This is a genomic window from Microbacterium sp. NPDC089696 (assembly GCF_044749125.1).
Classification (GTDB): domain Bacteria; phylum Actinomycetota; class Actinomycetes; order Actinomycetales; family Microbacteriaceae; genus Microbacterium.
This window is the reverse complement of record NZ_JBIVHF010000002.1, coordinates 1,186,372-1,210,327: the sequence shown is the minus strand read 5'-3', so window position 1 is coordinate 1,210,327 and position 23,956 is coordinate 1,186,372. Positions and strand designations below refer to the sequence as shown.

Here is a 23,956-nt window from a genome sequence, read left to right as displayed (position 1 = left end):
GCCCCTCGCCCCGGATCCGTGACGGCGCCCACCCGCCTCGAGGGGAGCGCGCGTGAAGATACTGACCCGCGAGCGTCTGGTCGGCCTGGCCTTCCTGGCTCCGACCCTGATCCTGTTCGCCGTCTTCGTCGTCTATCCGATCGTCTACAACGTGCAGGCCAGCACGCTGGACTGGGACGGCGTCAACGCCGGCAGCTTCGTCGGAGCCGGAAACTACGGCGAGCTGTTCCAGGACCCGACGTTCCTGATCACGCTGCGGAACTCGGCGTTCTGGATCGTGCTGACGATCATCCCGCAGGCGCTCATCGGCTTCCTGCTCGCGGTCGCGCTGAACCAGGGCCTCCGCGGCAGCACCCTGTACCGGGCGATCTTCTTCATCCCGGCCATCCTGTCGCCGGTCGTGGTCGGCATCGTGTGGCAGCGCATCCTCGATCCCTTCAACGGCGTGCTCACGAGCCTCGGCAAGGCCACGGGCCTCGAGTTCCTCGGCGGCGACTACCTCACCGATCCGCAGACGGCGATCTTCGCGGTCATCTTCGTGAACGTGTGGATGTGGACCGGGTTCTCGATGCTGTTCTACCTCGCCGGCCTCCAGCTGATCGATCCGAGCCTCGTCGAGGCCGCCCGCATCGACGGCGCCAGCGGATTCCAGACCATGGTCCGCATCACCTTCCCGCTGCTGAAGACCACGACGCTGTCGCTCGTGCTGCTCGGGATCATCGGATCTCTCAAGACCTTCGAGCTCGTCTACGTGCTCACGCAGGGCGGGCCGAACCACGCCTCGGAGATGCTGCCGACCTTCGCGTTCCTCGAGGCGTTCCAGCTGCAGAACGTCGGGTACGCCTCGACCATCAGCGTCGTGCTCCTCGTGATCGCGGTCGTCAGCTCGCTGTCGATGGTGCGCGTGTTCGGAGCCGGATTCATCACGGGAGACGAGAAATGAGCGAGACCAGGACGCTGATCGTCCCCGAGACCCGTCGCCGCGCGGCCCGCAGCCACGGCGCCCCCGGCCGTCGCGTGGGCTGGCTGCACTTCGTGCTGGCCCCGCTCGCAGTGCTGTGGCTCATCCCGATCATCATGGTGGTCGGTCTCTCGCTGATGCCGCCCAACAACCCCACCACGCAGTTCTTCGGGATGTTCCCGCAGGAGTTCAGCATCCGCAACTACCTGACGATCTGGGAGCAGAACCCGATCCTGCTGCACCTGCTCAACAGCCTGCTGATCACCGTGCCGTCGGTCGTGCTCGTGTGCCTGCTCGGCTCGATGGCGGCGTTCGCGCTCGCCCGACTCCGGGTGCCGCTCAAGGCGCTGATCTTCGGGGTGCTGATCCTCGCCCTGATCCTGCCGATGTCGAGCATCGTGGTCGCGACGTTCCGCATCCTGCAGTCCATGCAGCTGTACAACAACATCGCCGGCCTCGTGCTCGTGTACACCGCCCTGGGTCTGCCGTTCGCGGTCATCATCATCCGCACCTCCTACCTCGCGATCCCGCTCGAGACCTACGAGGCCGCGCGACTCGACGGCGCGAACGCGTGGCAGATCTTCTGGCGAATCTACCTGCCGCTCGGCAAGCCCGCCCTCGCGGTCGTGGCGGTGTGGCAGACGATGATGAGCTGGAACGACTTCCTGCTCCCGCTCGTCACGCTGGGCGACAACGAGTTGAAGCCGCTGACCCTCGTGCCGCTCGCGTACCGCGGCATGTACCTCTCGCAGCCGGGAGCGCTGTTCGCGATCCTCGTGCTGATCTCGGTGCCCGTCGTGCTGCTGTTCGTCTTCATCCAGAAGTACCTGGTGAACGGGCTCTCGGGGGCGATCAAGTGAGCGTCCTCGGACTCGACCTCGGCACGAGCGGGGTGCGTGCCGTGGCCTTCGCGGTCGACGGTCGCGAGATCGGCAGCGCCTCCGTTCCGCTCGCCCTGCAGCGTCCGGCTCCCGATCGCGTCGAGCTCGATCCGATCGCGCTGATCGAGGCCGCCGAGTCGGTCGTGCGCGCCGCCGCCGCGTCCGCCGCGGATGCCGGGGATCCGGTGGCGGCGCTCGCGTTCAGCGTGCTCGGCGAGGCCGTCGTCCCGATCGACGCGACCGGCGCTCCGGTCGCGCCGGTCGCGGTGAGCATGGACGGCCGGGGCCACGAGGCCGCCGCGGACCTCGGCGCGCGGCTCGGTGCCGAGCGCTTCGCGGCGATCACGGGTCAGCCGCTGCACGGCATGTTCTCGGTGTTCAAGATCGCCGCGGGCGACGAGCGCTGGCAGGATGCCGCGGGCTACCGCTGCATGGGAGACCTCCTGGCCGAGCGCTGGACCGGCGTCGCGGGCATCGACCTGTCGCAGGCCGCGCGCACGGGACTGCTCGACGTCGCGACCGGACGGTGGAGTCCCGAGCTGCTCGAGGCGTTCGCCGACACGGCCCCGTGGATCGCGGAGCACCGGCTGCCCGTGCCGTTCGCCGGAGGACGCGCGATCGGCACGCTCACGGACTCCGCCGCGCAGCGCCTGGGGCTCCGTGGCGACGTGGTCGTCGTCGCCGGCGCCCACGACCAGGCCGCCGCGTTCCTCGGTGCGGGCGGTGCGGCCGGCATCCGCTCGGTCATCGCGTTCGGCTCGAGCGACTGCCTCACGGTCGGCACCGACGAGCGACCGTCGGGGCTCGAGTCGACGGGATTCGCGTCGTACCGGATCGACGACGATCGCTGGATCACGCTCGCCGGGACCGCCGCCGGCGGGTGGGCGCTGCAGTGGTTCGCGGGTGTCGTGGGCTCCTCGGTCGGCGAGGTCTTCGCGCGGCTCAGCGCGCATCCGCCGGCCCTGCTCCTGCTTCCCTACCTCGCGGGCAGCGGCACCCTCGACAACGACCCGCAGGCGCGCGGCGCGCTGCACGGACTCACGCTCGAGACCACCGTCCCCGAGATCGCCCGGGCCGTGGCGGAGTCGGCGGGGTTCGAGTTCCGCACGATCGTCGACGCCTTCGCCGAGCACGACGTCGCCACAGGCGCGCTGGTCGTGACGGGCTCCGGCTCCGAGAACGCCGCAGCCCTGCAGGCCAGGGCGGATGCCGCGGGGCTCGCCCTCACGCCCGTGACCCCGGACGCCTCGGTGCGCGGGGCCGCGATGTTCGCGGCATCCGCTCTCGGTGCCGACACGACGGCGCTGCTCGCCCCGACTGCGGCGTCCGTCGCCGAACCCGCCGTGGAGCACGCCGAGTGGTACGCGCGGCAGCGGCGGGCCTACCGCGATCTCTACCGCGCCACCCGCGACATCGCCGCCCATCTCGCCTCATCCGACCATCGGAACGCACCTGCCCATCAGAAGGAGAACACGCCATGACCGACACGCTGTCCCGCACGGGATTCGACATCGACGCCGCCCGGAAGGAGATCCTCGACTACTGCCTGCGGTCGATGGAGTACGGGCTGAACTTCAACACCCAGGGCAACATCAGCATCCGCGTTCCCGGCGTCGACGACCGGTTCCTGATCACTCCGACCGACCTCGAGTACGACCGGATGGCCCCCGAGGACATCGTGCTCGTGAACGGCGACAGCGAGGTGATCGACGGACGCCTCGGACCCTCCAGCGAGGTCACCGTGCACATGGCCGTCTACAAGCGCCGCCCCGACGTGAACGCGATCGTGCACTCCGAGCCCGTCTTCTCGAACGTGTGGGGCGTCGTGGGGTCGCCGATCCTCGGGACGCTCGTCAACATGGTGATCTACACCAAGGGCGACGTGCCGATCATGCCCTTCGAGCTCAGCAACAACACCGAGTTCGGCGAGCACATGTGCGACGCGATGGGCGACCTCAACGCGGTCGTCTGGGCCAACCACGGTCTGCTCACGGTGGGCCCGAACCTGCGCGATGCGTTCAAGACCAGCGTCGCCGTCGAGTCGGCGGCCAAGGTGCAGGCGTACGCCCGCGCCCTCACCGATACGCCGATCGTGCTCGAGTACGACAAGCTCGGCATCACCGAAGCGCTCTGACGACATGGCGCTGCAGACACTCCGAGAGGCTCTCGCTCAGGCCGAAGAGGGCGAATACGCGGTGGGTGCGTTCAACGTGTCGAGCCTCGACCAGGTGCTCGCCGTCCTCGCGGCGGCCGAGGCCGAGCGCTCGCCCGTGATCGTGCAGGCGATCGCGGGCATGTCGGCCTACGACGACGAGTCCGCGTGGTGGCATCGGCTGCGGGGGCTGGCCGAGGAGTACGCCGAGCGCATCCCGGTGGTGCTGCACCTCGACCACGGCCGCACCTACGACGACTGCGTGCGGGCGATCGACCACGGCTTCACGAGCGTCATGATCGATGCGAGCCGCGACATCGATGACGACGAGCCCTCCTCCTTCGACGAGAACGTGGCGCTGACCCGCCGGGTGGTCGAGCTCGCGCATCCCGCGGGCGTGAGCGTCGAGGGCGAGCTCGGCACGATCGGCGGGGCGGAGGCAGGGATCTCGGGCACGGTCGAGGAGATCGTGTTCGCCGACCCCGACCAGGCCGCCTCGTTCGTCGCCGCGACCGACGTCGACGCGCTCGCCGTCGCCGTGGGCACGAGCCACGGCTCGGTGAAGTTCACGGATGCCGAGGGCGGTCAGCGCCTGCGGCTCGAGCTCATCGCCGAGATCAAGCGCCGACTGCCCGACACGTTCCTCGTGCTGCACGGCTCCTCGTCGGTGCCGGCCGAGGCCGTGACGACCATCAACGCGCACGGCGGCTCGGTGCGGCCCTCCTACGGCATCTCGCCGGAGCAGAAGAGCGAGGGCGTCGCCGCCGGCATCCGCAAGATCAACCAGGGCACGGATTCGCACCTCGCGTGGACCGCGGCTCTGCGGGAGTTCCTCAGCGAGCGGCCGGCGGTCGTCGAGCCGAGCGAGCAGCTGCGGGCCGGGATCGGCGGGTTCCGGCAGATCGTCGCACGGCGGATGCGGGAGTTCGGGTCGTCCGGTCGCGCGTGATCGCGGTCAGGCGATGTCGACGGTCAGTCCGGCCTCGCGCAGCGCGTCCAGCTCGTCGTCGGGAGCCTCCGACCCCGTGACGAGCAGGTCGACCTGCGACAGCGGCGCCACCTGGATCATCTGGCTCTTGCCGATCTTCGAGCTGTCGGCGACCACGATGCGTCGGGCCGCGGTCTCGAGGTAGCGGCGCTTCATGGTCACCTCGGGGAGGCTGGAGTTGGTGAAGCCCGTGGGGGACACCCCGTTGCAGCCGATGATGCAGAGATCGCTGTGCACGGACCCGAGGAACATGTCGCCCAGCGGGTCGATGAGCGAGCGCTGCTTGTAGTTCACGGTGCCTCCCGTCACCACCACCGTGATGTGGTGGGGCTCCGCGACGCCGAGCTCCAGGGCGATCGTGAGCGAGTTCGTGAAAACGACCACGCCGCGGAGGTCCTCGCGCGTGCGCAGGGCACGCGCGACGGCGAGGGTGGTCGTGCCGGCGTCCAGCATGATCGCCATCTCGCTCTCGACCAGCGCGGCTGCGGCGTGCCCGATGCGGCGCTTCTCGGTCACGGCGCGTGTGAGCGCCCGTTCGTAGTCGGGGGAGTGGGCGGTCGACTTGATGCCGGAGATGGCGCCGCCGTGCACCCGCTGGATCACGTTCTCCTCGGCGAGGAGGTCGAGGTCGGTGCGCACCGTGACCTCGGAGACGCTGAGCGCCCGACTGAGCTCCTGCACGCGGGCGAATCCCTGACGCTCGATGATCGAGACGATCTGCTCTCGCCGCACCGCCGCCGGCACGGCCTGGGACCACTCTGGCATGGCCTCAGCGTAGCGGCCCGACGCCCCGGCACAGGGGATCGAAAGGTGGCTTTCCTAGCGTCGAAGGTGGGCATCAGCCCGCTCCGCGCCTGGCGCGCGGTGTCCTGCCACGAAGGAAGGCCTCCTCATGACGAACACCACCGCCCCCGCAGCCACGACCTCGTGGGGACTCCTCGTCCTCCGCGTCGTCGTCGGCGCCGTCTTCCTCGCCCACGGGGCGCAGAAGATCTTCGAGTTCACGCTCGCCGGCACGATCGGCAGCTTCGCGGGCATGGGCGTGCCCCTGCCCGAGATCGCCGCACCCGTGGTCGCCTTCGTCGAGCTGATCGGCGGTGCGATGCTCGTGCTCGGCCTGTTCACGCGCCTCGCGGGCGTGCTCCTCGCGGTCGACATGCTCGTGGCGCTCGTGCTCGTGCACCTGCCGGCCGGCCTGTGGGTCGGCGACGGCGGCTACGAGTTCGTCGCCGTGCTCGGCGCGGTCGCCCTCGCGCTCGCGTTCACCGGAGCAGGACGCTTCTCGGTGGATCGCGGCGTGCTCCGCGGCCGCGCGCCCGCCTGGCTCGCCTGAGCCGCCCCGCCCTCTGCGCGGCTGCTCCCGTGTCGTCGGACGCGGACCGGATCCCGCTGATCTGTGAAATCGGTTCCGGCGATAGGGTGGAGCATCCGGAGCAGAGGGCGGGGACATGACCACGATCTACGACGTCGCCGAACGCGCAGGGGTCTCGCCCGCCACCGTGTCGCGTGTGTTCAACGGCACGAACGTCTCGCCCGAGAAGGTCGAGGCGGTGCGTCGGGCCGCGGCCGAGCTGGAGTTCACGCCGAACAGGGCTGCTCGTGCCCTGCGGACGCAGAGCGCTGAGGTCATCGCGCTCGTGATCCCCGACATCGAGAACCCGTACTTCACGGAGATGGCCCGCGGCGTCGAGGACGTCGCGGCCGAGGCCGGATACTCGGTGGTGCTGTGCAACTCGGACTCGCAGACCACGAAGGAAGCGGCGTACCTGCGGATCGCCGTCGCGGAGCACATGTCGGGTGTGATCATCGCGACGGCCGACGAGAGCACGAGCCTCGATGCGCTGCGCGCCGCGGGGCGCCCGGTCGTCGCCGTCGACCGCGGCACCCGCTATGACATCGACGGCGTCGTCATGGCGAACCGTGCGGCCGGGGCCGCCGCCGCGGAGGATCTGCTCGCGGCCGGCTACCGTCGCATCGCCTACATCGGCGGTCCGGAGCACATCGACACCGCGGCCGAGCGCGCGGCCGGCTGGCGATCGGCGCTCGTCGCAGCGGCGCCGGAGTCCGATCCGGACGAACTGGCCCGGTTCGCGACGTTCCGCGTCGACGGCGGCCGTGCGGCGATGGAGGAGCTGCTCGCTCTGCCCGAGCCGCCGGATGCCGTGGTCGCGGGCAACAACCTCATCGGCGTCGGCGCGATCCAGGTGCTGACGGAGCACGGGCTCACGCCGCCGGCCGTCGGCGTCGCGGTGATCGGCTCGCTCCCCTTCACGACCCTCTCGCCGAGGGCTGTCACGGTGGTGCGTCTGCCGGCGCGGCACATGGGCGTCACGGCGGCGCGGATGCTGCTCGACCGGATCGGCGGCGACGATCAGCCCGCCCGCACCGAGGTGCTCCACGGCGAGGTGCTCTCGGCGAGCGCGGGCCGCGACTGAGGTCTGTCCTCGCCGAGCGCCAGCGACACCTGCGTCGATCGGGGATCGCGTCCGGCATTCTCCTTGCATTGTGAAATCGATTTCGCGTAGCCTTCGTGAGAGCGCCGCGATCAAGGAGGACGCCATGCGATGCACCCTCGGGGTGGACGTCGGGACATCGAGCACCAAGGGCGTGCTCGTCTCCGGAGACGGTGCGATACTCGCCACGGCGACGCGCGCGCACCACGTCGACCGCCCTCGCACGGGCTGGGTGGAGATGGACGCCCGCGTCTGGTGGGAGGAGTTCGTCGCGATCACGCGGGAGCTGCTCGCCGCGCAGCCGGAGGCCGAGATCGTCGCCGTCGGCGTGAGCGGCATGGGGCCGTGCGTGCTGCTCGCCGATGCGGACGACAGGCCTGTGCGCCCGGCGATCCTGTACGGCGTCGACACTCGGGCCGGCACCCAGATCGAGGCACTGACCGCCGAGCTCGGCATCGACGAGATCACGCGCGTCGGCGGGTCTGTCCTCACCTCGCAGGCCGGCGGCCCCAAGGTCGTCTGGGTGGCGGATGAGGAGCCTGAAGCGTGGGCGCACGCCCGGCGCCTGTTCATGCCGGCCTCCTGGCTGGCCCGTGCGCTCACCGGCGCGTACGTGCTCGACCACCAGTCCGCGAGCCAGATGTCGCCGCTGTACGACATCGAGGCCGAGCGCTGGCACGACCCCTTCTGGCAGCGGTACGCCGCGACGATCGAGCAGCCGACGCTGCTGTGGGCGGGCGACATCGCGGGTCACGTCACCGAGGACGCGTCCTCCACCACCGGCATCCCCGTGGGCGTCCCGGTCATCGCCGGCACCATCGACGCCTGGACCGAGGCCGTCAGTGTCGGCGCGCACGAGGTCGGCGACCTCATGCTCATGTACGGCACGACCATGTTCCTCGTCGCGACCGGTGCGGAGACTCTGCGCACGCCGTCGATGTGGACGACGGCGGGCGCCTTCGCGGGCACCCGCAACCTCGCCGGCGGGCTGTCGACGTCCGGCGCGCTGACCGCCTGGCTGAAGGACCTCACCGCCGCCGACTATCCGCAGCTGCTCGCGGAGGCGGAGGAGTCGGGGCCGGGTGCCCGCGGACTCGTGATGCTCCCGTACTTCGCGGGCGAGCGCACGCCCATCCAGGACCCTGACGCCCGAGGCGTGATCGCCGGTCTCACGCTCGAGCACACCCGCGGCGACCTGTACCGGGCGGCGCTCGAGGCGACCGCGCTCGGCGTGCGGCACAACGTCGAGACCATGCGCGCGGCCGGCGCGGACATCCGTCGCATCGTCGCGGTCGGCGGCGGCACGCAGGGGCGGCTCTGGCTGCAGATCGTCTCGGACGTCACGGGTCTCGTGCAGGAGGTACCGGCGACGACGATCGGCGCGAGCTACGGCGCGGCGTTCCTCGCGGCGGTGGCGATCGCGGACGGCGACGGCCCGCTCATCACGGACTGGAATCCCGTGACCGACGCCGTCACGCCGGACCCCGCCCTGCGCGCGACCTACGACACTCTCTTCGACCGCTACGTGCGTCTGTACGGGGCGACGACGGAGGTCGTCCACGAACTCGCCGCGGATCAGCGCGGCGCCGGCCACCCCACCACCCCTGCAACGGAGACATCATGAGCTACACCCTCCCGGCCCCGGCCTCCCGCCCGGCCTCCGCCCCGAAGACCGCGTACCTGATCGCCTCGGGCGACCTGCGCGAGTCCGCCAATACGGCCGGCTGGCCGACCCAGGTCGAGCTCGAGGCCGGCGTGACCGGGGTGCTGAACGACCTCGGCTGGACCGTCGTGCGCGCGAACGACGTCGACCCCGAGACCGGCCACGGCTTCATCTCCAGCCAGCGCATGGGCCTCGAGGTGTTCAGGAACATCCCGACGGATGCTCCGCTCATCGTCGCCGAGGCGGTGTGGCAGTACTCGCACCACGTGCTCGCCGGTCTCCGGACGCACGAGGGGCCGATCCTCACCGTCGCGAACTTCGCGGGCGACTGGCCCGGACTCGTCGGTCTCCTCGGTCTCAACGCGGGACTGACGAAGATGGACAAGCCGTACGCGACCATCTGGTCGGTCGACTTCACCGACGACTGGTTCCGCGACGGCATCCGCGAGTGGACCGAGACCGGCTCGATCACGCACGACGCCTCGCACGTGCGCGCCCTGCCCGCGCTGCCCGACAGCCCGGAGAAGGAGCTCGGAGAGGCGCTCGCCGCCGAGCTCCGTGCCGAGAAGGCCATCATCGGCGTGTTCGACGAGGGCTGCATGGGCATGTACAACGCGATCTTCGACGACGAGCTGCTGAACACGACCGGCATCTACAAGGAGCGCCTGTCGCAGTCGGCGCTCTACGCCGAGATGCTGAACGTCACGGAGGCCGAGGCCGACGCCGCCTACGACTGGCTCATCGATCACGGCATGACGTTCGTGTACGGCGAGGACGCCGCGACCGAGCTCACCCGCGACCAGGTGCAGTGGCAGCTGAAGATGTACATCGCCGCGCTCCGCATCGCCGACGACTTCGGGCTCGACGCAGTCGGCATCCAGTACCAGCAGGGCCTCAAGGACCTCGTGCCCGCGTCGGACCTCGCCGAGGGCATCCTGAACTCGACCGAGCGTCCGCCGGTGACCTCGCGCGACGGCTCGCGGGTGCTGCACGAGGGCCGCGCGTTCCCGCACTTCAACGAGGCCGACGAGGGCGTCGCGGTCGACGCGCTCGTCACCGACCGGGTGTGGAGGGCGATGGGCCTCGTGCCCGACAACACGCTGCACGACGTGCGCTGGGGCGAGGATCACGACGGCGAGTTCGTCTGGGTGTACGAGATCTCCGGGTCGGTGCCCGCCTCCCACCTCGGCGGATGGCAGAACGCCGAGGGCTGGCGCCAGGGCCACGTCTTCTTCCCGGCGGGCGGGGCCACGATCAACGGCGTCTCGAAGCCCGGCGAGGTCGTGCTGTCACGCGTCTTCATCGCCGAGGGCATCCTGCAGGCCGACGTGTTCCGCGCCTCGGTGGTCGAGCTCCCGGCCGCCGAGACGCAGCGCCGCAAGGACGCCACGAACCCGGAGTGGCCGATCGCGCACGTCGTGCTGCACGGGATCTCGCGCGACCAGTTCATGGCCCGCCACAAGGCCAACCACGCGCAGCTCGTGTACGCCCCCGACGCCGAGACCGCCGACAAGGCACTGATCGCGAAGGCCGCGATGTTCGACGGCATGGGCATCAAGGTCAACCTCGTCGGCGACGTGAACGTCTGACGGCGCGTCCTCGACGGACGCGGGGAGGGGCGGATGCTGCGGCATCCGCCCCTCTTTCGAGCGCTGCACTTAAGCGATATAGTCGTCCGCACGTCGCATCGGTGCGACGCGAGATCGACAATGACGCCGAAGGAGAAGCTCCACCATGAGTCAGCCGAACGCCCGTCTTTCCCTGTTCCGACGATCACTCGCCGCGGCCGCAGCCCTGGCTGTGACCGCGACCGGTGCGCTCGCCGCGTCGTCGGCCGCCGCCACCGAGGCAGCGCCGGACGACACGAAGCTCGCGGTCTACGTCGAGGTGAACTCGAACGATTTAGCGAACGTCGCCGACTATCGGCTCGCCGACTCCGGGAAGCCGGCCGTCGACCTCGCGATGATCTTCGCCGCGAACATCAACTACGACGGCGAGAAGGCGTACCTGCACTTCAACGAGCGGGTCACCGAGACGCTGCAGGATGCCGAGAACCAGATCCGCCCGCTGCAGGCACAGGGCACGAAGGTGCTGCTGTCGGTGCTCGGCAACCATCAGGGTGCCGGTTTCGCCAACTTCGAGAGCTACGCCGAAGCCGACGCGTTCGCCGCCCAGCTCGCCGACGCCGTGACGACCTACGGACTCGACGGCATCGACTTCGACGACGAGTGGAGCCAGTACGGGGCGAACGGCACGCCGCAGCCGAACGCGCAGTCCTTCGGGTGGGTGGCCTCCGCGCTGCGCGACCGTCTCGGACCCGACAAGCTCATCACGCTCTACGCGATCGGGCCGTCGTACACGACGACGGACTTCGGCGCCTTCGACGTCGACGCCACGCTCGACTACGCCTGGAACCCGTACTACCCGACCTACGACGCGCCCACCGTTCCCGGTCTCGATGACCGCTCGCGCATCGGCGCCGCGGCGATCGACCTCGCGAACACGAGCGCGGCCACCGCGGCGGACTTCGCGCAGCGCACGGCCGCCGACGGGTACGGCGTCTACGTCGCGTACAACCTCACGGCGACGGACCAGTCGTCGCTGATCTCCGGCATCACCGAGGCGATCAAGGGCGAGGCGACGGAGTACGCCCCGCAGTGAGTCGCGGTCGGGCCCAGTCCAGATCGAACTCAGTCCAGATCGGACTCAGTCCAGATCGAAGAGCTCGAGCTGACGCACCGTGACCTCGGCCTCCGCCCGCACGCGGAGCGCCGAGGCCACGGTGCGTGCGGCGAAGGTGAAGGGCGTCGTGCGGTCGGCGGGCAGGTCGGACTCGGCGGTGACGGCGATCTGCTCCCAGCCGGCGGTCGTCTCCGCCTCCCACACGAGTACGGTCGAGGATGCCGTGGACACGGTCGTCACCGAGACGTCGCTGACCCCGCGCGGCTCCGTGAACCGCCATCCCACCCAGTCCCCGGGCCGCAGGACGACCCCGGCGGCGCCGGCATGGTCGCCGTCGTCGACCAGGCGATCGGCGTCGCGGAGCCCGGGAGCGGTGATGGTCTCGCCGCCGAGAGAAGTGAGGTCGGGGCTCCATGGCACGGCATCCTTCGCCGCGAGCGCAGGGAGGGACTTCTCGGGGTCGTCGCCGAAGACCAGGTCGAGCTCGACATCGCCGGAGTCGACCAGCGCATCGACCGGGAGCTCGGCGGTGCGCAGCGCGACACCGTTCACGCGCGCCTCCTGCAGCATGTGCGCGCTCGCCGAGTTCCGATGCGAGCGGATGCGGAGCGTCGACCCGTCTCCGCGGTCGACGCGGACGTCGTCGAACAGCGGCGAGCCGATCCGCAGCACGCCCGACGCGAGCTCGAGCGGGTAGAGCCCGAGGGCGGCCCACAGCCACCACGCGCTCATCTCCCCGTTGTCCTCGTCGCCGGGGAAGCCCTGGCCGATGTGCGCGCCGGCGAAGAGGCGCGCGGCGAGCTCGTGCACGACCTCGCCCGCGCGCCATGGCTGGTCCGTGAACGCGTACATGAAGGGGATGTGGTGCGCGGGCTGATTGGAGATCCCGCACATGCCCGCGCGCAGGCCTCGCGCCTCGCGCTGCTCGTGGATGACCGTGCCGTACGCACCGCCGAATCGCTCGTCGGCGGTCTCGGGTTCGGCGAACAGCGCGTCGAGGTGCCGGCGCAGGCACGCCGGACCGCCGTAGAGCTCGGCCAGTCCGGCGCCGTCGTGCACGGCTCCGACCGACATGCCCCAGGCGTTGGTCTCGACGTTGTCGCCTCCCCAGGTGCGGGGGTCGAACGGCTCGGACGAGAACGAGCCGTGCTCGTCCCGACCGCGGAAGAACCCCGTCGCCGGGTCGTGCAGCGAGCGGTACGACAGGGCGCGGTTCGCGAAGTAGCGGGCGAAGGCGCGGTAGCGCGCGGCATCCGTGTCGGGTGTCTGCGGGTCGGCGGCGAGTTGCGCGGCGAATCGACCGAGACCCGCGTCGCTGACGGCGTTCTCGATGCTCCAGCTCATGCCCTCCGGCACCGCCGACGAGATGTACCCCGTGAAGCGGCCGCGGTCGATGCCCTTCCGGCCGCGGCGGGGGTCCGGTCCCGGCTCGCAGGCATTGCGCCAGCCGCTCTCGAACGCGACCCGGTGATCGAACTCGACGCCCCAGCGCGCGGCATCCGCGAAGATCTGGTCGCTCGACGTGCCCACCATGCTGTCGACGTATCCCGGAGCGCTCCAGCGCGCCATCCAGCCGCCGCGCCGGTACTGCGCGAGCTGCCCGTCGAGCAGCTGTCCCGCGAGCGTCGGATCGAGCAGGGCGAGGCCCGGCCACTCCGTGCGGTAGGTGTCCCAGTAGCCGTTGTTGACGACGAGCTCGCCGGTCACCGTCGGAGCGCTCGTGTGCGTCTCCCCGAACGGCTCGCGCTCGGCGAACACGTCGGCGAACGCGGATGCCGGCACGTCGGCCGACCCCGTCTCCTCGGCCGCCGTGTTCGGGTAGAGATGCATGCGATGCAGGGCAGCGGCGATCCGCGCCCTGTCCTCCTCGTCGGCGAGCGCGCGATACGGTGCCTCGTCCGCGCCGAGCGGCGGGATCGTGACGCGACCGAGCAGGCGGTTCCAGGATGCCGCGGCGTCGGCGCGCAGCTGCTCGTAGCCGACCTCGGCGGGGAGCTCGAGCGCGAGAGTGCGCTCGGCCTGCTCGATGGAGAGGAAGGACACGGCCACCCGCACCTCGAGGGTGCCGCGCCCGGAGACGTACCCGGCGACGCGCTCGCGTCCGGCGTCGTCGAGACGCCCTCGCTCGGCCGCGCCCCCGCACACCCGCCCCGCGAAATAGCAGCGCGGGGCGTTGCCCCAGTCCTCGGAGCCCTCGGGGATCCAACCGGTGAAGCCCTCGGCATCCATCTCGAGGCGTCCCACGTCGGTGAGCTGATCGATCACGACGCCGACTCGGACGCCGGCGTCGGCGCCCGTCACGCGGAACGCCGCGCCGTGCACGGTCGCGGTCATCTCGGCGCGTATCCGTTCGCCGTAGCCGTCGTCGAGCTCGACCGCGTACTCGTGCGGCCTCGCGCGCTCCGATCCCGCCACGATCCAGCGCCGTCGCGCCGTGCGATCCGCGGCCGGGGCGCCGGCGAACGGCATGAGCTGCAGCACCGAGCGGTCGCCGATCCACGGACTGGGCTGGTGCGAGAACTGCAGTGCTTCGAGGCGGCGACCCTGCGGATCGTCGTGGACGAACGGACGATACGGCCACCGCGCGTCGGTCGCGTCGGTCGCCGGTGTGACGAACGTGAAGCCGTGCGGACGCGCGACGGCCGGGATGGTGTTGCCGCGCGAGAACCGCGGTCCGGAGTGGGTGCCGCGCCGGGTGTCGACGCGCTCGACGGGCGGCGTGTCCGCCGGCGGTGACATCCGCTCCTCGACCAGCACCTGCACGAATCCGCCGACTCGCGGGGGCAGCCCGACCGCGCCGACGAGCGAGTCCGCGCCGAGCACGAGTTCGACGACGCCGCGCCGACCGGCGAACGGGGCGAGCGAGACGGTGTCGGCGTTCCACTGCTCGGGCATGCTCCAGCGCGCCGCGAACTGCGCCTCCGCCGTGAGCGCGACGTCGTAGCGGTCACGCACGCCGGGGATCCCACCGAGGCGGGTGCCGTCGTCGAGGCGCACGTCGGCCGACACCGCGAGCGCCGCGTGCGGGGCCAGGGTGGCCTCGGGCCCGTCGGCGTAGAAGGCCCAGTGCAATACGGTGTCCGCGGTGATCTCGACCGCGTCGAGTCCCGGCACGTCGACGCGCTGCATCCCGTCGACGGGATCGACCTCGAACGCGAACACCGGTGCCGCGAGGACGCCGGAGTGCGGGCGCGACGACGGCGGGTCCGCGGGGCCGTCCGTGCGGGTGAGCCGGACCGGCGTCACCCCTTGACCGCGCCTTCCTGCACGCCCTTGAAGAAGAAGCGCTGCGTGAACGAGAACATGATCACGATCGGCACGAGGGCGATCATGGTGCCGGCCGCGATCAGTCGCGGGTCGACCGAGAAGCTGCTGTTGAGGTACGCCATGCCGACGGTGAGCGTGTACTTCGACGGGTCGGAGAGCACGATGAGCGGCCACAGGTAGTCGTCCCAGGCGCCGATGAACGCGAAGATCGCGACCACAGAGACCATGCCCCGGATGTTCGGCCACACGATGTGCCGGATGCGCTGCCAGGTCGTCGCACCGTCGACGGTCGCGGCATCCAGCACGTCCTTGGGGATCATGCGGCACGCCGTCGCGACGAGCAGCACGTTCATGGCGCTGATCGCTCCGGGCAGGAACACGCCCCAGAGCGTGTCGGCGAGGCCGAGCGCGCGGATCGTGAGGAAGTTGCTCGTCACCGTCACCTCGCCGGGGAAGAGCAGGGTCGAGAGCAGGATCGCCATGACGATCCACTTGCCGCGGAAGCGCATGCAGCCGAGCGCATAGCCGGCGAACGTCGCGAGCACGACGTTGCTGACGACCGTTCCGACCGAGACCAGCAGCGAGTGCCAGGCGTACAGGTAGACCGGCACGACGTCGGCGACCGTGGCGTAGTTGCCCAGCGTGGGATCGCGGGGGATGAGGTTCGGCGGAAAGGAGTAGATGTTCTCCTGCGGACCCTTGAACGACGTCGACAGCTGCCAGATGAACGGGCCGATCACGAGGAACAGCACGAGGACCAGGAGCGCGTACCGGCCGATCAGGCCGCCGAGGGTGGGCTTGCTGAAGTCTCCGGACCCACGGCGACGGAAGATCCGCTCGCGGGAGGGCGGCGCGGCGTCATCGGTCGGGCGGGCATCGTCGGTGCGCGGGCGGTCGAGGATGCTCATGCGGGGGCCTTCGCCTTCTTCTCGCGATTCATGAAGGCGATCGCGGCGAGCGGGATGAGGGTGAGGAGGAACAGCGCGACGCTGATGGCCGAGGCGTAGCCGATGTTGCCGTTGAGGCCCGAGCCGACCTGACGGATCAGCATCACGAGGGACATGTCGTAGCCGCCGGGACCTCCGGTGCTCTTGGAGAGCACGTCGAGCTCGGCGAAGACCCGCATCGCGGACACCGCGATCAGCACGGAGATCAGCAGCATCGCGCCACGGACGGACGGGATCGTGACCGAGAGGAAGCGTCGGAAAGACCCGGCGCCGTCGAGCATCGCGGCCTCGTGCAGCTCCTTGCCGACGTTCCCGAGGGCGGCGAGGTAGACGACCATGTAGTAGCCCAGCCCCTTCCACACCGTGAGGAGGATGGCACAGCCCAGGAGCAGCCAGCGGTCGACGAGGAACGCGACGGGTCGATCGACGAGTCCCATGAACTCGAGCGTCTGGTTGATGATGCCGCGGCTGTCGAACAGCCAGGTCCAGATCAGCGCCACGACGACGACCGAGGCGATCACGGGGAAGTAGAAGGTGGTGCGGAAGAACGATATGCCCGGCAGCTTCTTCTGCACGAGCAGGGCGAGCAGCAGCGGCAGGATCGTCAGCAGCGGCACGCACACGACCACGTAGATGAGACAGGTGGTGAGGGCGTTCCAGAACATCTCGTCGCCGAACATGCGCTCGTAGTTCGCGCCGCCCACGAACTCGGGCGTGCGCAGCGGCTTGGCGTCGGTGAAGCTCAGGACGACGGTGTTGAGGAACGGCCAGAGCGCGAACACCAGCACCCAGATGACGGCTGGCGCGAGGAGCAGCCAGGGGGTGAACCACCTGTGCGAGGTGATCCCGCTCATCCGCCTCCGGATGCCGGTGTCCGCGGCCATGCTTACTGGTCCACCCGGTTCGCGTTCGCGTACTCGACGATCTTGTCGAGCTGCGTCTTCGGGTCGGCCTCGCCGTTGATCGCGAGGGCGATCTGCTGGGTCATGTAGGTCGCCATGTCGGACGTCCACTGGAACGGGAGCGCCTTGGCGTCCTGCATCGCGGTGAAGACCGTGTCGATCGCGGCCAGCTGCTTCGGGTCGGTGACCGAGGCGGAGATGTTGTCGACGACGGTGTCGCCTCCCGAGGTCGTGCCGGGGGCCGTGCCCACGGCGAGCGACGAGAACGCGACCTGGTTCTCCTCGTCGGTGACGAACTCGGCGAACGCGAGAGCCGCGGCCTTGTTGTCGGAGTCGGCCGAGACGTTGACGCCCTGCACGTACAGCGGCGGGATGCCGAGACGCTGCGTCGCGACGGTGTTCTGGAGCAGCGCGGGCGCATCCTTCTGCAGATCGGTGGTGAAGCCGGTGCCGCCGGTCGTGAAGGCCACCTTCTCCTGGATGTACGCCTCCGCGTTGCCGCCGTAGTCGCCCGTGAGCGCCTCGGCCGGCATCGCCCCCGCCGCGTAGGCGTCGGCGTACGCCTGCACGATCGCCGCGGCCTCGTCGGTGTTGAAGACGAACTCGCCCTTGTCGTCGATGACCTCGATGCCCGCGGACGTGAAGGTGTCGAGACCCGGGATCGACGACAGCAGCTGGACCTTGCCACCCGATTCCGACGCGACCGTCTCCGCCAGCGTCAGCAGCTCGTCGACCGTCGTGGGGAGGTTGTCCGCGGTGACGCCGTAGGGCGCGAGCTGCGCGAGGTTCCACCAGGATGCGTCGCTCGAGAGGTACCAGGGGAGTCCGTAGGTGCCCTCGACCCCGGGGTACTCGCTGTAGGACGCCCAGGCGCCGGTGTTGTAGACGTCCTTCAGGTCGGGGTCCGCCGCGTTCACGTCGAGCAGCTTGCCGGCCGCGACGAGCGGGTAGGCGATGTCCGGCGGGAGGTTGAGGACGTCGGGGAGGGTGTTCGCGTTGGCCTGGCTGAGGATCTTGTCCTGGTAGCCGTCGCCGGGCTGGTCGAGCCACTCGACCGAGACGTCGGGATGCTCCTTCTCGAACGCGTCGATGAGGTCTTCGAAGTAGGGCGTGAACTTCTCGTTCTTGAGCGACCACGTCTGGAACTGGATCGAGCCGCTCAGCTCGCCGGACGTGTCGATGGGGCCGCTGTCGCCGCCGGCCCCGCCCCCTCCTCCGGTGCAACTCGTCAGCGCCAGGACGCCGATGCTGAAGGCTGCCACGGTGGCAATGCGTGTCGGGATTCTCATCGTGCTTCTTCCTCGAGGCGGGCGATTCGGCGTGGGTCCGCTCGGCGGACTGCAACGCTTTAGCAGATGAAACCATCCGAACTCGCGCCTGTCAAGGCTCTTCGTGGCCGGCTCGGGCCGGCACGCAGGCGGCGGTAGGCGCATTGTCGCTCAAGCGTTATAGTGATCCGATCCGTCCTCGCCGGAGGACCCCGTCCGAAAGGTCCTGACCCATGACGCAGCGCGGCGCCCTCGACGCTCCCCTGAGATTCGGGGCGAACTACACGCCGTCGAAGGACTGGATGCACTCCTGGCTGGACTTCGAGCCCGACGACGTCCGCCGCGACTTCGCCGCGCTCGCGGAGCTCGGTCTCGACCACGTGCGGGTCTTCCCGCTGTGGACCGTGCTGCAGCCCAACCGCACGTTCATCCGCGACAAGGCGGTCGACGACGTCCGCGCGGTGATCGACATCGCGGCGGAGTTCGGGATGGATGCGAGCGTCGACGTGATCCAGGGGCACCTGTCGAGCTTCGACTTCGTGCCCTCCTGGCTCGGGACCTGGCACGACAAGAACATGTTCACCGATGCGCGGGCGCTGAGCGGACAGGTCGCGCTCGTCGATCGCCTCGGACGCGCGCTGCGCGACGCCCCGAACTTCCTCGGGCTGACGCTCGGCAACGAGGTCAATCAGTTCTCCGCGCACACGCACCCGTCGCCCTGGCCGGTCACGCAGGACGAGGCCGGCGGATGGATCTCGGCGCTGCTCGATGCGGCCGAGCAGGCGGCGCCGGGACTGCCGCACGTGCACAGCGAGTACGACGCGGTCTGGTACATGGACGACCACGGCTTCACGCCCGCGCACGCCTCGCGTCTCGGCGCGATGACGACGATCCACTCCTGGATCTTCAACGGCACGGCGCAGCGCTACGGTGGCCGGTCGGTGGCCTCGGACCGGCACGCCGAGTACCTGATCGAACTCTCTCGCGCGTTCGCGACCGACGCGGACCGGCCCGTCTGGCTGCAGGAGGTCGGCGCCCCGTCGAACTGCCTCGCGGAGGACGAGATGCCCGGGTTCCTCGAGGCGACCGTGCGCTCGGCCGCGCGCACCGCGAACCTCTGGGGCGTCACCTGGTGGTGCTCGCACGACGTGAGCCGCGAGCTCGGCGACTTCCCCGAGCTGGAGTACTCCCTCGGTCTGATCGACCAGAGCGGGGCTGCGAAGCCGCTCGGTCGTCGCCTGGCCGAGCTCATCCCCGAGCTCCGTCAGCGCACGGCGGCCCCCGAGCGCGACACGGCGATCGTGGTCGAGGTCGACGAGCGGGAGGTGCCCGTCAGTCGCGCGGCGCTGAGCCCCGGCGGCGCGGTGTTCCAGGCCTGGGTCGACGCGTGCGCGGCAGGACTCGACCCCGCGCTCGTCACTTCGCGCGACGCCCTGGATGCGACGGCGCTCGACGCCCGCGGCATCCGACACCTGGTCCGTCCCGATCTCTCGGCGAGCGGGGTGGGCCGCTACGGCTCGGTCAACACCGTCGTGCAGGCCTGATCCGAGCCCCGGCGCCGGGACGGATGCCGTCAGCCGGCGTGGGCGGGCGGCGCCGTGCTCTCGCGCACGGTCAGCGTCGGAGTGGGGCCCTCGACGCTGGGCAGGTTCGCACCCGCCTCGATCTGCTGCAGCAGCAGTGTCGCGGCGCGCTCTCCGAGCTCGAAGGTGTCGCGCGTCATCGCGGTGATCGAGGGATTGATGAGTCCGGCGATCACGGAGTCGTCGAACGAGGCGAGCGACACGTCGCGCGGCACCGCCCTGCCCATCTCCTGCGCGACGCGGAGCCCGGCGACGGCCATCACGTCGTTGTCGTAGACGATCGCGGTGGGGCACGTCCGGGCCGAGAGCAGTGTGCGGGTGACGGCCGAGGCGCGCGCAGGGGAGAAGTCCGTCGTGATGACCTCGCCGTCGACGCCGTCGGACGCCATGCGCTCCAGCACCTCGGCGCGCAGCCGCGTGTGCTCGAGCTCGGCCGGCCCGGCGACGTACGCGATGCGCGAGTGGCCCAGAGCGGCGAGATACGAGAAGAGGGCCTCCGCCACGGTGTCGTCGCCGATCCAGACGCGCGGCACCGCGCCCGCGGGCGACGGCTCGGACCCGATCATCACGGCGCGGGCGTCGAGCGCCAGGATGCGCTCGCCGCGGGGGTCGTCGTCGCGCGGGTCGATGAGGATCATGCCGTCGACCTGGTTGGAGGAGCGCCATTGCCGGTGCACCTCCATCTCCTCGGCGATGCCGCTGACGAGCCGGAGCTGCAGGCTCACCTTGCTCTCGGAGAGGCGTGACTCGATGCCGGCGATGAGGTCGGTGAAGAACGCTTCGGAGCCGAGGGAGCGGGCGGGGCGGGCGAGGGCGAAGCCGACCGTGTTGGCGCGTGCGCCCACGAGGGCCCGTGCGGCCGAGCTGGGCTGCCAGCCGTTCTCCTCGACGATCGCCAGGATGCGCTGCCGGGTCTCCTCGCTGACGCCGGGACGTCCATTGAGGGCGAACGAGACGGCGCCGGGGGAGACCCCGGCCATGCGCGCGATATCGGCGATCGTGACGCGTTTCGCCGGGCTCATAGTCCCTCACCTTACTTGATCGGTTTAGCCTGCCGACAAGAGCATCCGTATCGTTTCGACGAATGTGCTAGATCGCTTTAGTAAATCGGATAGCATCGTCGGACGACACCGCATCGCGGTGTCCGCCCCCTCACCGTCGAGCCCGGAGACCACCCCCATGCATGACGACACCTCCCTCACCGTCGGCCGCGTCAAGCGCGTCCTCGACGAACGGATCCGCCCCGCCGTCCACTCGGCCTCCGTGCCCCTCGAGATCGCGGTCCATGAGCTCCCCGGCGAGCCGATCGCCCCGGCCGACGGGCTCGCGCTCGAGTTCACCGCCGCGGCCGTCCCCGCCGCCTGGGGCCCTGCCTGGAGCACGACCTGGTTCCGCCTCACCGGCGCCGTCCCCGCGGACTGGGCCGGCCGCCGCGTCGAGGCCGTGATCGACCTCGGCTTCGACATCAACATGCCCGGGTTCCAGTGCGAAGCTCTCGTCTACCGGGCGGACGGCTCGCCCGTGAAGAGCGTCAACCCGCGCAACCAGTGGGTGCCGATCGCCGATGCCGCGCACGGCGACGAACCGGTCGAACTGTACCTCGAGGCCGCCGCCAACCCCGTGCTGCTCGACTACCACCCCTTCCTCCCGACGCAGCAGGGCGACATCCGCACCTCTTCGCCGGAGCCGCTCTATCGCACCCGTCGTATCGACCTCGCGGTCTTCGAACAGGATGTCTTCGACCTCGCACTCGACCTGGAAGTGCTCTTCGAGCTGCAGGCCGAACTGCCTCCGACCTCGCCCCGCCGCATGAGCATCCTCCAGGCGATGGACGATGCGCTCGACGTGCTCGACCTCCAGCGCATCGTCGAGACGGCACCGGAGGCACGAGCACGGCTCGCGGACGTGCTCGCGGCCCCCGCCGAGGCGAGCGCGCACCGGATCTCGGCCGTCGGCCACGCCCACATCGACTCCGCCTGGCTGTGGCCGGTGCGCGAGACCATCCGCAAGGTGGCGCGCACGACGTCGTCCATGACGAGCCTCATCGACGAGCAGCCCGACTTCCTGTACGGCATGTCGAGCGCGCAGCAGTACGCCTGGATCAAGGAGCACCGCCCCGAGGTCTGGGAACGCGTCGCGGCGGCGGTCGCCGCGGGCCGGTTCCTGCCGCTCGGCGGCATGTGGGTCGAGTCCGACACCGTCATGCCCACCGGTGAGTCGCTCGTGCGGCAGTTCTCCTTCGGGCAGCGCTTCTTCGAGCGCGAGTTCGGCATCCGCTCGAAGGGCGTCTGGCTGCCGGACAGCTTCGGATACTCGCCGGCGCTGCCGCAGCTGATGCGCCGCGCCGGCTTCGAGTGGTTCTTCACGCAGAAGATCTCGTGGAACCAGCAGAACGTCTTCCCCCACCACTCCTTCCTGTGGGAGGGCATCGACGGCTCGCAGGTGTTCACGCACTTCCCGTCGATGGACACCTACAACTCGCAGCTGAGCGGCATGGAGGTCGCGAAGGCCTCCCGCCAGTTCAAGGAGAACCGTGTGTCCTCGCGATCGATCGCCCCGGTCGGCTGGGGCGACGGCGGCGGCGGCACGACCCGCGAGATGACCGGCAAGGCCGCGCGACTGCAGAATCTCGAGGGCAGCGCGCGCGTCGAGTGGGAGCATCCCGATGCGTTCTTCGAGAAGGCGCGGGCCGAGATCGCGCACCCCGCGGTGTGGGTCGGCGAGCTCTACCTCGAGCTGCACCGGGGCACGCTCACGAGCCAGCACGCCACCAAGGCGCTGCACCGGTGGGCCGAGCATGCACTCGTCGAAGCGGAGCTGTGGGCGGCGACGGATGCCGTGCGCACCGGCGCCGCCTACCCGCAGGCCGAGTTCGACCGGCTGTGGGAGGCCGTGCTGCTGCACGAGTTCCACGACATCCTGCCCGGCACGTCGATCGCCTGGGTGCACCGCGAGGCCGTCGAGGTGCTCGGCGACGTGCTGTCGGATGCTCGCGACATCGCGGATGCCGCGCGTCGGTCCCTCGCGGGCGACGGCGACCGGGAGCTGCGGTTCACGCCGACGTCTGTGGGCACCGGTCGCGCTCTCGGGGCATCGTGGGTCGAGGACTCGTCGGCCACGCCGGTCGCGCTGACCGAGGAGTCCGGCGGCTGGCGTCTCGAGAACGATCTCGTCTCGGTGCTCGTCTCCGGAGACGGGCTGATCGTGTCGGCCGTCGACAAGGGCACGGGGCGCGAGGCCGTCGCCGGGGGGCGCGCCGCCAACCTCTTCCAGCTGCACCAGGACTTCCCGAACATGTGGGATGCGTGGGACATCGACCGTTACTACCGCAACAGCGTCACCGACCTCACGAAGGCCTCGTCGATCTCGGCCTCCATCGTCGAGGGCGTCGCCAGCCTCACGGTCGTGCGGGAGTTCTCGCAGTCGACGATCACGCAGACGATCGTGCTCGCGCCCGGCTCGCGCACCGTCGTGCTGCGCAACGACGTCGACTGGAACGAGACTGAGAAGCTGCTCAAGCTCGCGTTCCCGCTCGACGTGCAGGCCGCGCACACCGAGGCCGAGACGCAGTTCGGCTACCAGGCGCGTCCCACGCACACGAACACGAGCTGGGAGGCCGCGAAGTTCGAGACCTCGATGCACCGCTTCGTGCTCGTGCGGGAGGCGGACTTCGGCGTCGCGCTCGTGAACGACTCGATCTACGGCTACGACACGACGCGCGATGTCGACGGCGACGCGGTCACGACGATCGTGCGGCTGTCGCTGCTGCGCGCACCGCGCTTCCCCGATCCCGAGACGGACCACGGACACCACGCCATCGAGGTCGGCTTCGTGATCGGCGCGGATGCCGAGGTGGCGACGACGGAGGGCATCGTGTTCAACGCCCTTCCGAGCGTCGTGCGCGGGGCTCGCGAGGTCGAGCCGCTCGTGGCGGTCGAGGGGCGCGGCATCGTCGTCTCCGGCGTCAAGCTCGCGGACGACGGCTCCGGTGACGTGATCGTGCGCCTCTACGAGGCTCTCGGGCGACGAACCACGGGCACGCTCACGGTCGGGTTCGAGCACTCCGAGATCCGTGAGGTCTCGCTCATCGAGGACGCGATCGACGATGCGCGCCTCGGCGGGGAGCTGACGCTGCGTCCGTTCGAGGTGCGCACGCTCCGCATCGTGCGCTGAGTCCGCGCGGCCCGGATCTCCCGTCGAGTGCGGGGC

General features: G+C 70.2%; 18 protein-coding genes. 12 read left to right on the top strand and 6 right to left on the bottom strand.

Going from position 1 to position 23,956, the window contains the following annotated elements:
• The first annotated feature begins 52 nt into the window (after positions 1 to 52).
• The 5 genes from ACIPY8_RS16175 to ACIPY8_RS16155 are packed head-to-tail and all read left to right on the top strand — an operon-like array spanning position 53 to position 4,943.
• Positions 53 to 943, top strand: coding sequence for a carbohydrate ABC transporter permease (locus ACIPY8_RS16175; RefSeq protein WP_400820264.1), 891 nt, complete (start codon positions 53 to 55; stop codon positions 941 to 943).
• On the top strand, positions 940 to 1,821 hold the full coding sequence (locus ACIPY8_RS16170) for a carbohydrate ABC transporter permease (protein WP_400820261.1): 882 nt from the start codon (positions 940 to 942) through the stop codon (positions 1,819 to 1,821). Before ACIPY8_RS16175 ends, ACIPY8_RS16170 begins: the two co-directional genes overlap by 4 nt.
• The gene (locus tag ACIPY8_RS16165; protein WP_400820258.1) at positions 1,818 to 3,323 is read left to right on the top strand and encodes an L-fuculokinase; all 1,506 of its coding nucleotides are present in this window, start codon (positions 1,818 to 1,820) and stop codon (positions 3,321 to 3,323) included. The genes ACIPY8_RS16170 and ACIPY8_RS16165 overlap by 4 nt, the downstream gene beginning before the upstream one ends.
• Positions 3,320 to 3,976, top strand: coding sequence for a class II aldolase/adducin family protein (locus ACIPY8_RS16160; RefSeq protein WP_400820256.1), 657 nt, complete (start codon positions 3,320 to 3,322; stop codon positions 3,974 to 3,976). The genes ACIPY8_RS16165 and ACIPY8_RS16160 overlap by 4 nt, the downstream gene beginning before the upstream one ends.
• A 4-nt stretch (positions 3,977 to 3,980) precedes the next feature.
• Entirely contained in the window at positions 3,981 to 4,943 is a 963-nt protein-coding gene (locus ACIPY8_RS16155; protein ID WP_400820254.1) for a ketose-bisphosphate aldolase, read from the top strand.
• 6 nt (positions 4,944 to 4,949) lie between these two features.
• Here the strand turns inward: ACIPY8_RS16155 and ACIPY8_RS16150 are convergent, their stop codons facing one another.
• Positions 4,950 to 5,747 carry a DeoR/GlpR family DNA-binding transcription regulator gene (locus ACIPY8_RS16150; protein WP_400820252.1) on the bottom strand — a complete coding sequence of 266 codons (798 nt, stop codon included), beginning with the start codon at positions 5,745 to 5,747 and terminating at the stop codon, positions 4,950 to 4,952.
• Positions 5,748 to 5,874: 127 nt separating this feature from the next.
• On the opposite strand from ACIPY8_RS16150, the gene ACIPY8_RS16145 reads away from it, so the two are divergent.
• From ACIPY8_RS16145 to ACIPY8_RS16125, 5 genes are all read left to right on the top strand, one after another.
• Positions 5,875 to 6,315 (top strand): DoxX family protein, encoded by a 441-nt coding sequence (locus ACIPY8_RS16145; RefSeq protein ID WP_400820249.1) that lies wholly within the window; start codon positions 5,875 to 5,877, stop codon positions 6,313 to 6,315.
• Between the two features lie 115 nt (positions 6,316 to 6,430).
• The gene (locus tag ACIPY8_RS16140; protein ID WP_400820247.1) at positions 6,431 to 7,417 is read left to right on the top strand and encodes a LacI family DNA-binding transcriptional regulator; all 987 of its coding nucleotides are present in this window, start codon (positions 6,431 to 6,433) and stop codon (positions 7,415 to 7,417) included.
• A 124-nt stretch (positions 7,418 to 7,541) separates the two neighbouring features.
• Positions 7,542 to 9,059: an FGGY-family carbohydrate kinase gene (locus ACIPY8_RS16135; RefSeq protein WP_400820244.1), complete on the top strand. Its 1,518-nt coding sequence runs from the start codon at positions 7,542 to 7,544 to the stop codon at positions 9,057 to 9,059.
• Entirely contained in the window at positions 9,056 to 10,687 is a 1,632-nt protein-coding gene (locus tag ACIPY8_RS16130) for a fucose isomerase (RefSeq protein ID WP_400820242.1), read from the top strand. The genes ACIPY8_RS16135 and ACIPY8_RS16130 overlap by 4 nt, the downstream gene beginning before the upstream one ends.
• Before the next feature lie 145 nt (positions 10,688 to 10,832).
• Positions 10,833 to 11,759, top strand: coding sequence for an endo-beta-N-acetylglucosaminidase H (locus ACIPY8_RS16125; RefSeq protein ID WP_400820240.1), 927 nt, complete (start codon positions 10,833 to 10,835; stop codon positions 11,757 to 11,759).
• Positions 11,760 to 11,804: 45 nt separating this feature from the next.
• Here ACIPY8_RS16125 and ACIPY8_RS16120 read toward each other — a convergent pair whose 3' ends face one another.
• Genes ACIPY8_RS16120 through ACIPY8_RS16105 form a run of 4 tightly spaced genes read right to left on the bottom strand, consistent with a single transcriptional unit; the run spans position 11,805 to position 18,185 of the window.
• Positions 11,805 to 15,026, bottom strand: a complete 3,222-nt coding sequence (locus ACIPY8_RS16120; RefSeq protein ID WP_400820238.1) for a GH92 family glycosyl hydrolase — start codon at positions 15,024 to 15,026, stop codon at positions 11,805 to 11,807.
• Positions 15,023 to 15,955 carry a carbohydrate ABC transporter permease gene (locus tag ACIPY8_RS16115; protein WP_400820235.1) on the bottom strand — a complete coding sequence of 311 codons (933 nt, stop codon included), beginning with the start codon at positions 15,953 to 15,955 and terminating at the stop codon, positions 15,023 to 15,025. Before ACIPY8_RS16115 ends, ACIPY8_RS16120 begins: the two co-directional genes overlap by 4 nt.
• On the bottom strand, positions 15,952 to 16,878 hold the full coding sequence (locus tag ACIPY8_RS16110; protein ID WP_400820232.1) for a carbohydrate ABC transporter permease: 927 nt from the start codon (positions 16,876 to 16,878) through the stop codon (positions 15,952 to 15,954). Before ACIPY8_RS16110 ends, ACIPY8_RS16115 begins: the two co-directional genes overlap by 4 nt.
• Positions 16,879 to 16,880: 2 nt before the next feature.
• Positions 16,881 to 18,185, bottom strand: a complete 1,305-nt coding sequence (locus tag ACIPY8_RS16105) for an ABC transporter substrate-binding protein (RefSeq protein WP_400820229.1) — start codon at positions 18,183 to 18,185, stop codon at positions 16,881 to 16,883.
• 212 nt (positions 18,186 to 18,397) lie between these two features.
• Here ACIPY8_RS16105 and ACIPY8_RS16100 point away from each other — a divergent pair, with 212 nt between their 5' ends.
• Positions 18,398 to 19,708 (top strand): glycosyl hydrolase, encoded by a 1,311-nt coding sequence (locus tag ACIPY8_RS16100; RefSeq protein ID WP_400820226.1) that lies wholly within the window; start codon positions 18,398 to 18,400, stop codon positions 19,706 to 19,708.
• Positions 19,709 to 19,737: 29 nt separating this feature from the next.
• Here ACIPY8_RS16100 and ACIPY8_RS16095 read toward each other — a convergent pair whose 3' ends face one another.
• On the bottom strand, positions 19,738 to 20,769 hold the full coding sequence (locus ACIPY8_RS16095; RefSeq protein WP_400820224.1) for a LacI family DNA-binding transcriptional regulator: 1,032 nt from the start codon (positions 20,767 to 20,769) through the stop codon (positions 19,738 to 19,740).
• A gap of 157 nt (positions 20,770 to 20,926) precedes the next feature.
• Here ACIPY8_RS16095 and ACIPY8_RS16090 point away from each other — a divergent pair, with 157 nt between their 5' ends.
• On the top strand, positions 20,927 to 23,920 hold the full coding sequence (locus ACIPY8_RS16090) for an alpha-mannosidase (protein ID WP_400820222.1): 2,994 nt from the start codon (positions 20,927 to 20,929) through the stop codon (positions 23,918 to 23,920).
• Positions 23,921 to 23,956 lie beyond the last annotated feature (36 nt).

Excerpts from the sequence above, each read along its gene's own strand:
- ACIPY8_RS16170 (WP_400820261.1), top strand. The coding sequence starts at position 940 with ATGAGCGAGACCAGGACGCTGATCGTCCCCGAGACCCGTCGCCGCGCG.
- ACIPY8_RS16160 (WP_400820256.1), top strand. The coding sequence starts at position 3,320 with ATGACCGACACGCTGTCCCGCACGGGATTCGACATCGACGCCGCCCGG.
- ACIPY8_RS16155 (WP_400820254.1), top strand. The coding sequence starts at position 3,981 with ATGGCGCTGCAGACACTCCGAGAGGCTCTCGCTCAGGCCGAAGAGGGC.
- ACIPY8_RS16150 (WP_400820252.1), bottom strand. The coding sequence starts at position 5,747 with ATGCCAGAGTGGTCCCAGGCCGTGCCGGCGGCGGTGCGGCGAGAGCAG.
- ACIPY8_RS16145 (WP_400820249.1), top strand. The coding sequence starts at position 5,875 with ATGACGAACACCACCGCCCCCGCAGCCACGACCTCGTGGGGACTCCTC.
- ACIPY8_RS16140 (WP_400820247.1), top strand. The coding sequence starts at position 6,431 with ATGACCACGATCTACGACGTCGCCGAACGCGCAGGGGTCTCGCCCGCC.
- ACIPY8_RS16135 (WP_400820244.1), top strand. The coding sequence starts at position 7,542 with ATGCGATGCACCCTCGGGGTGGACGTCGGGACATCGAGCACCAAGGGC.
- ACIPY8_RS16130 (WP_400820242.1), top strand. The coding sequence starts at position 9,056 with ATGAGCTACACCCTCCCGGCCCCGGCCTCCCGCCCGGCCTCCGCCCCG.
- ACIPY8_RS16125 (WP_400820240.1), top strand. The coding sequence starts at position 10,833 with ATGAGTCAGCCGAACGCCCGTCTTTCCCTGTTCCGACGATCACTCGCC.
- ACIPY8_RS16115 (WP_400820235.1), bottom strand. The coding sequence starts at position 15,955 with ATGAGCATCCTCGACCGCCCGCGCACCGACGATGCCCGCCCGACCGAT.
- ACIPY8_RS16110 (WP_400820232.1), bottom strand. The coding sequence starts at position 16,878 with ATGGCCGCGGACACCGGCATCCGGAGGCGGATGAGCGGGATCACCTCG.
- ACIPY8_RS16105 (WP_400820229.1), bottom strand. The coding sequence starts at position 18,185 with ATGAGAATCCCGACACGCATTGCCACCGTGGCAGCCTTCAGCATCGGC.
- ACIPY8_RS16100 (WP_400820226.1), top strand. The coding sequence starts at position 18,398 with ATGACGCAGCGCGGCGCCCTCGACGCTCCCCTGAGATTCGGGGCGAAC.
- ACIPY8_RS16095 (WP_400820224.1), bottom strand. The coding sequence starts at position 20,769 with ATGAGCCCGGCGAAACGCGTCACGATCGCCGATATCGCGCGCATGGCC.
- ACIPY8_RS16090 (WP_400820222.1), top strand. The coding sequence starts at position 20,927 with ATGCATGACGACACCTCCCTCACCGTCGGCCGCGTCAAGCGCGTCCTC.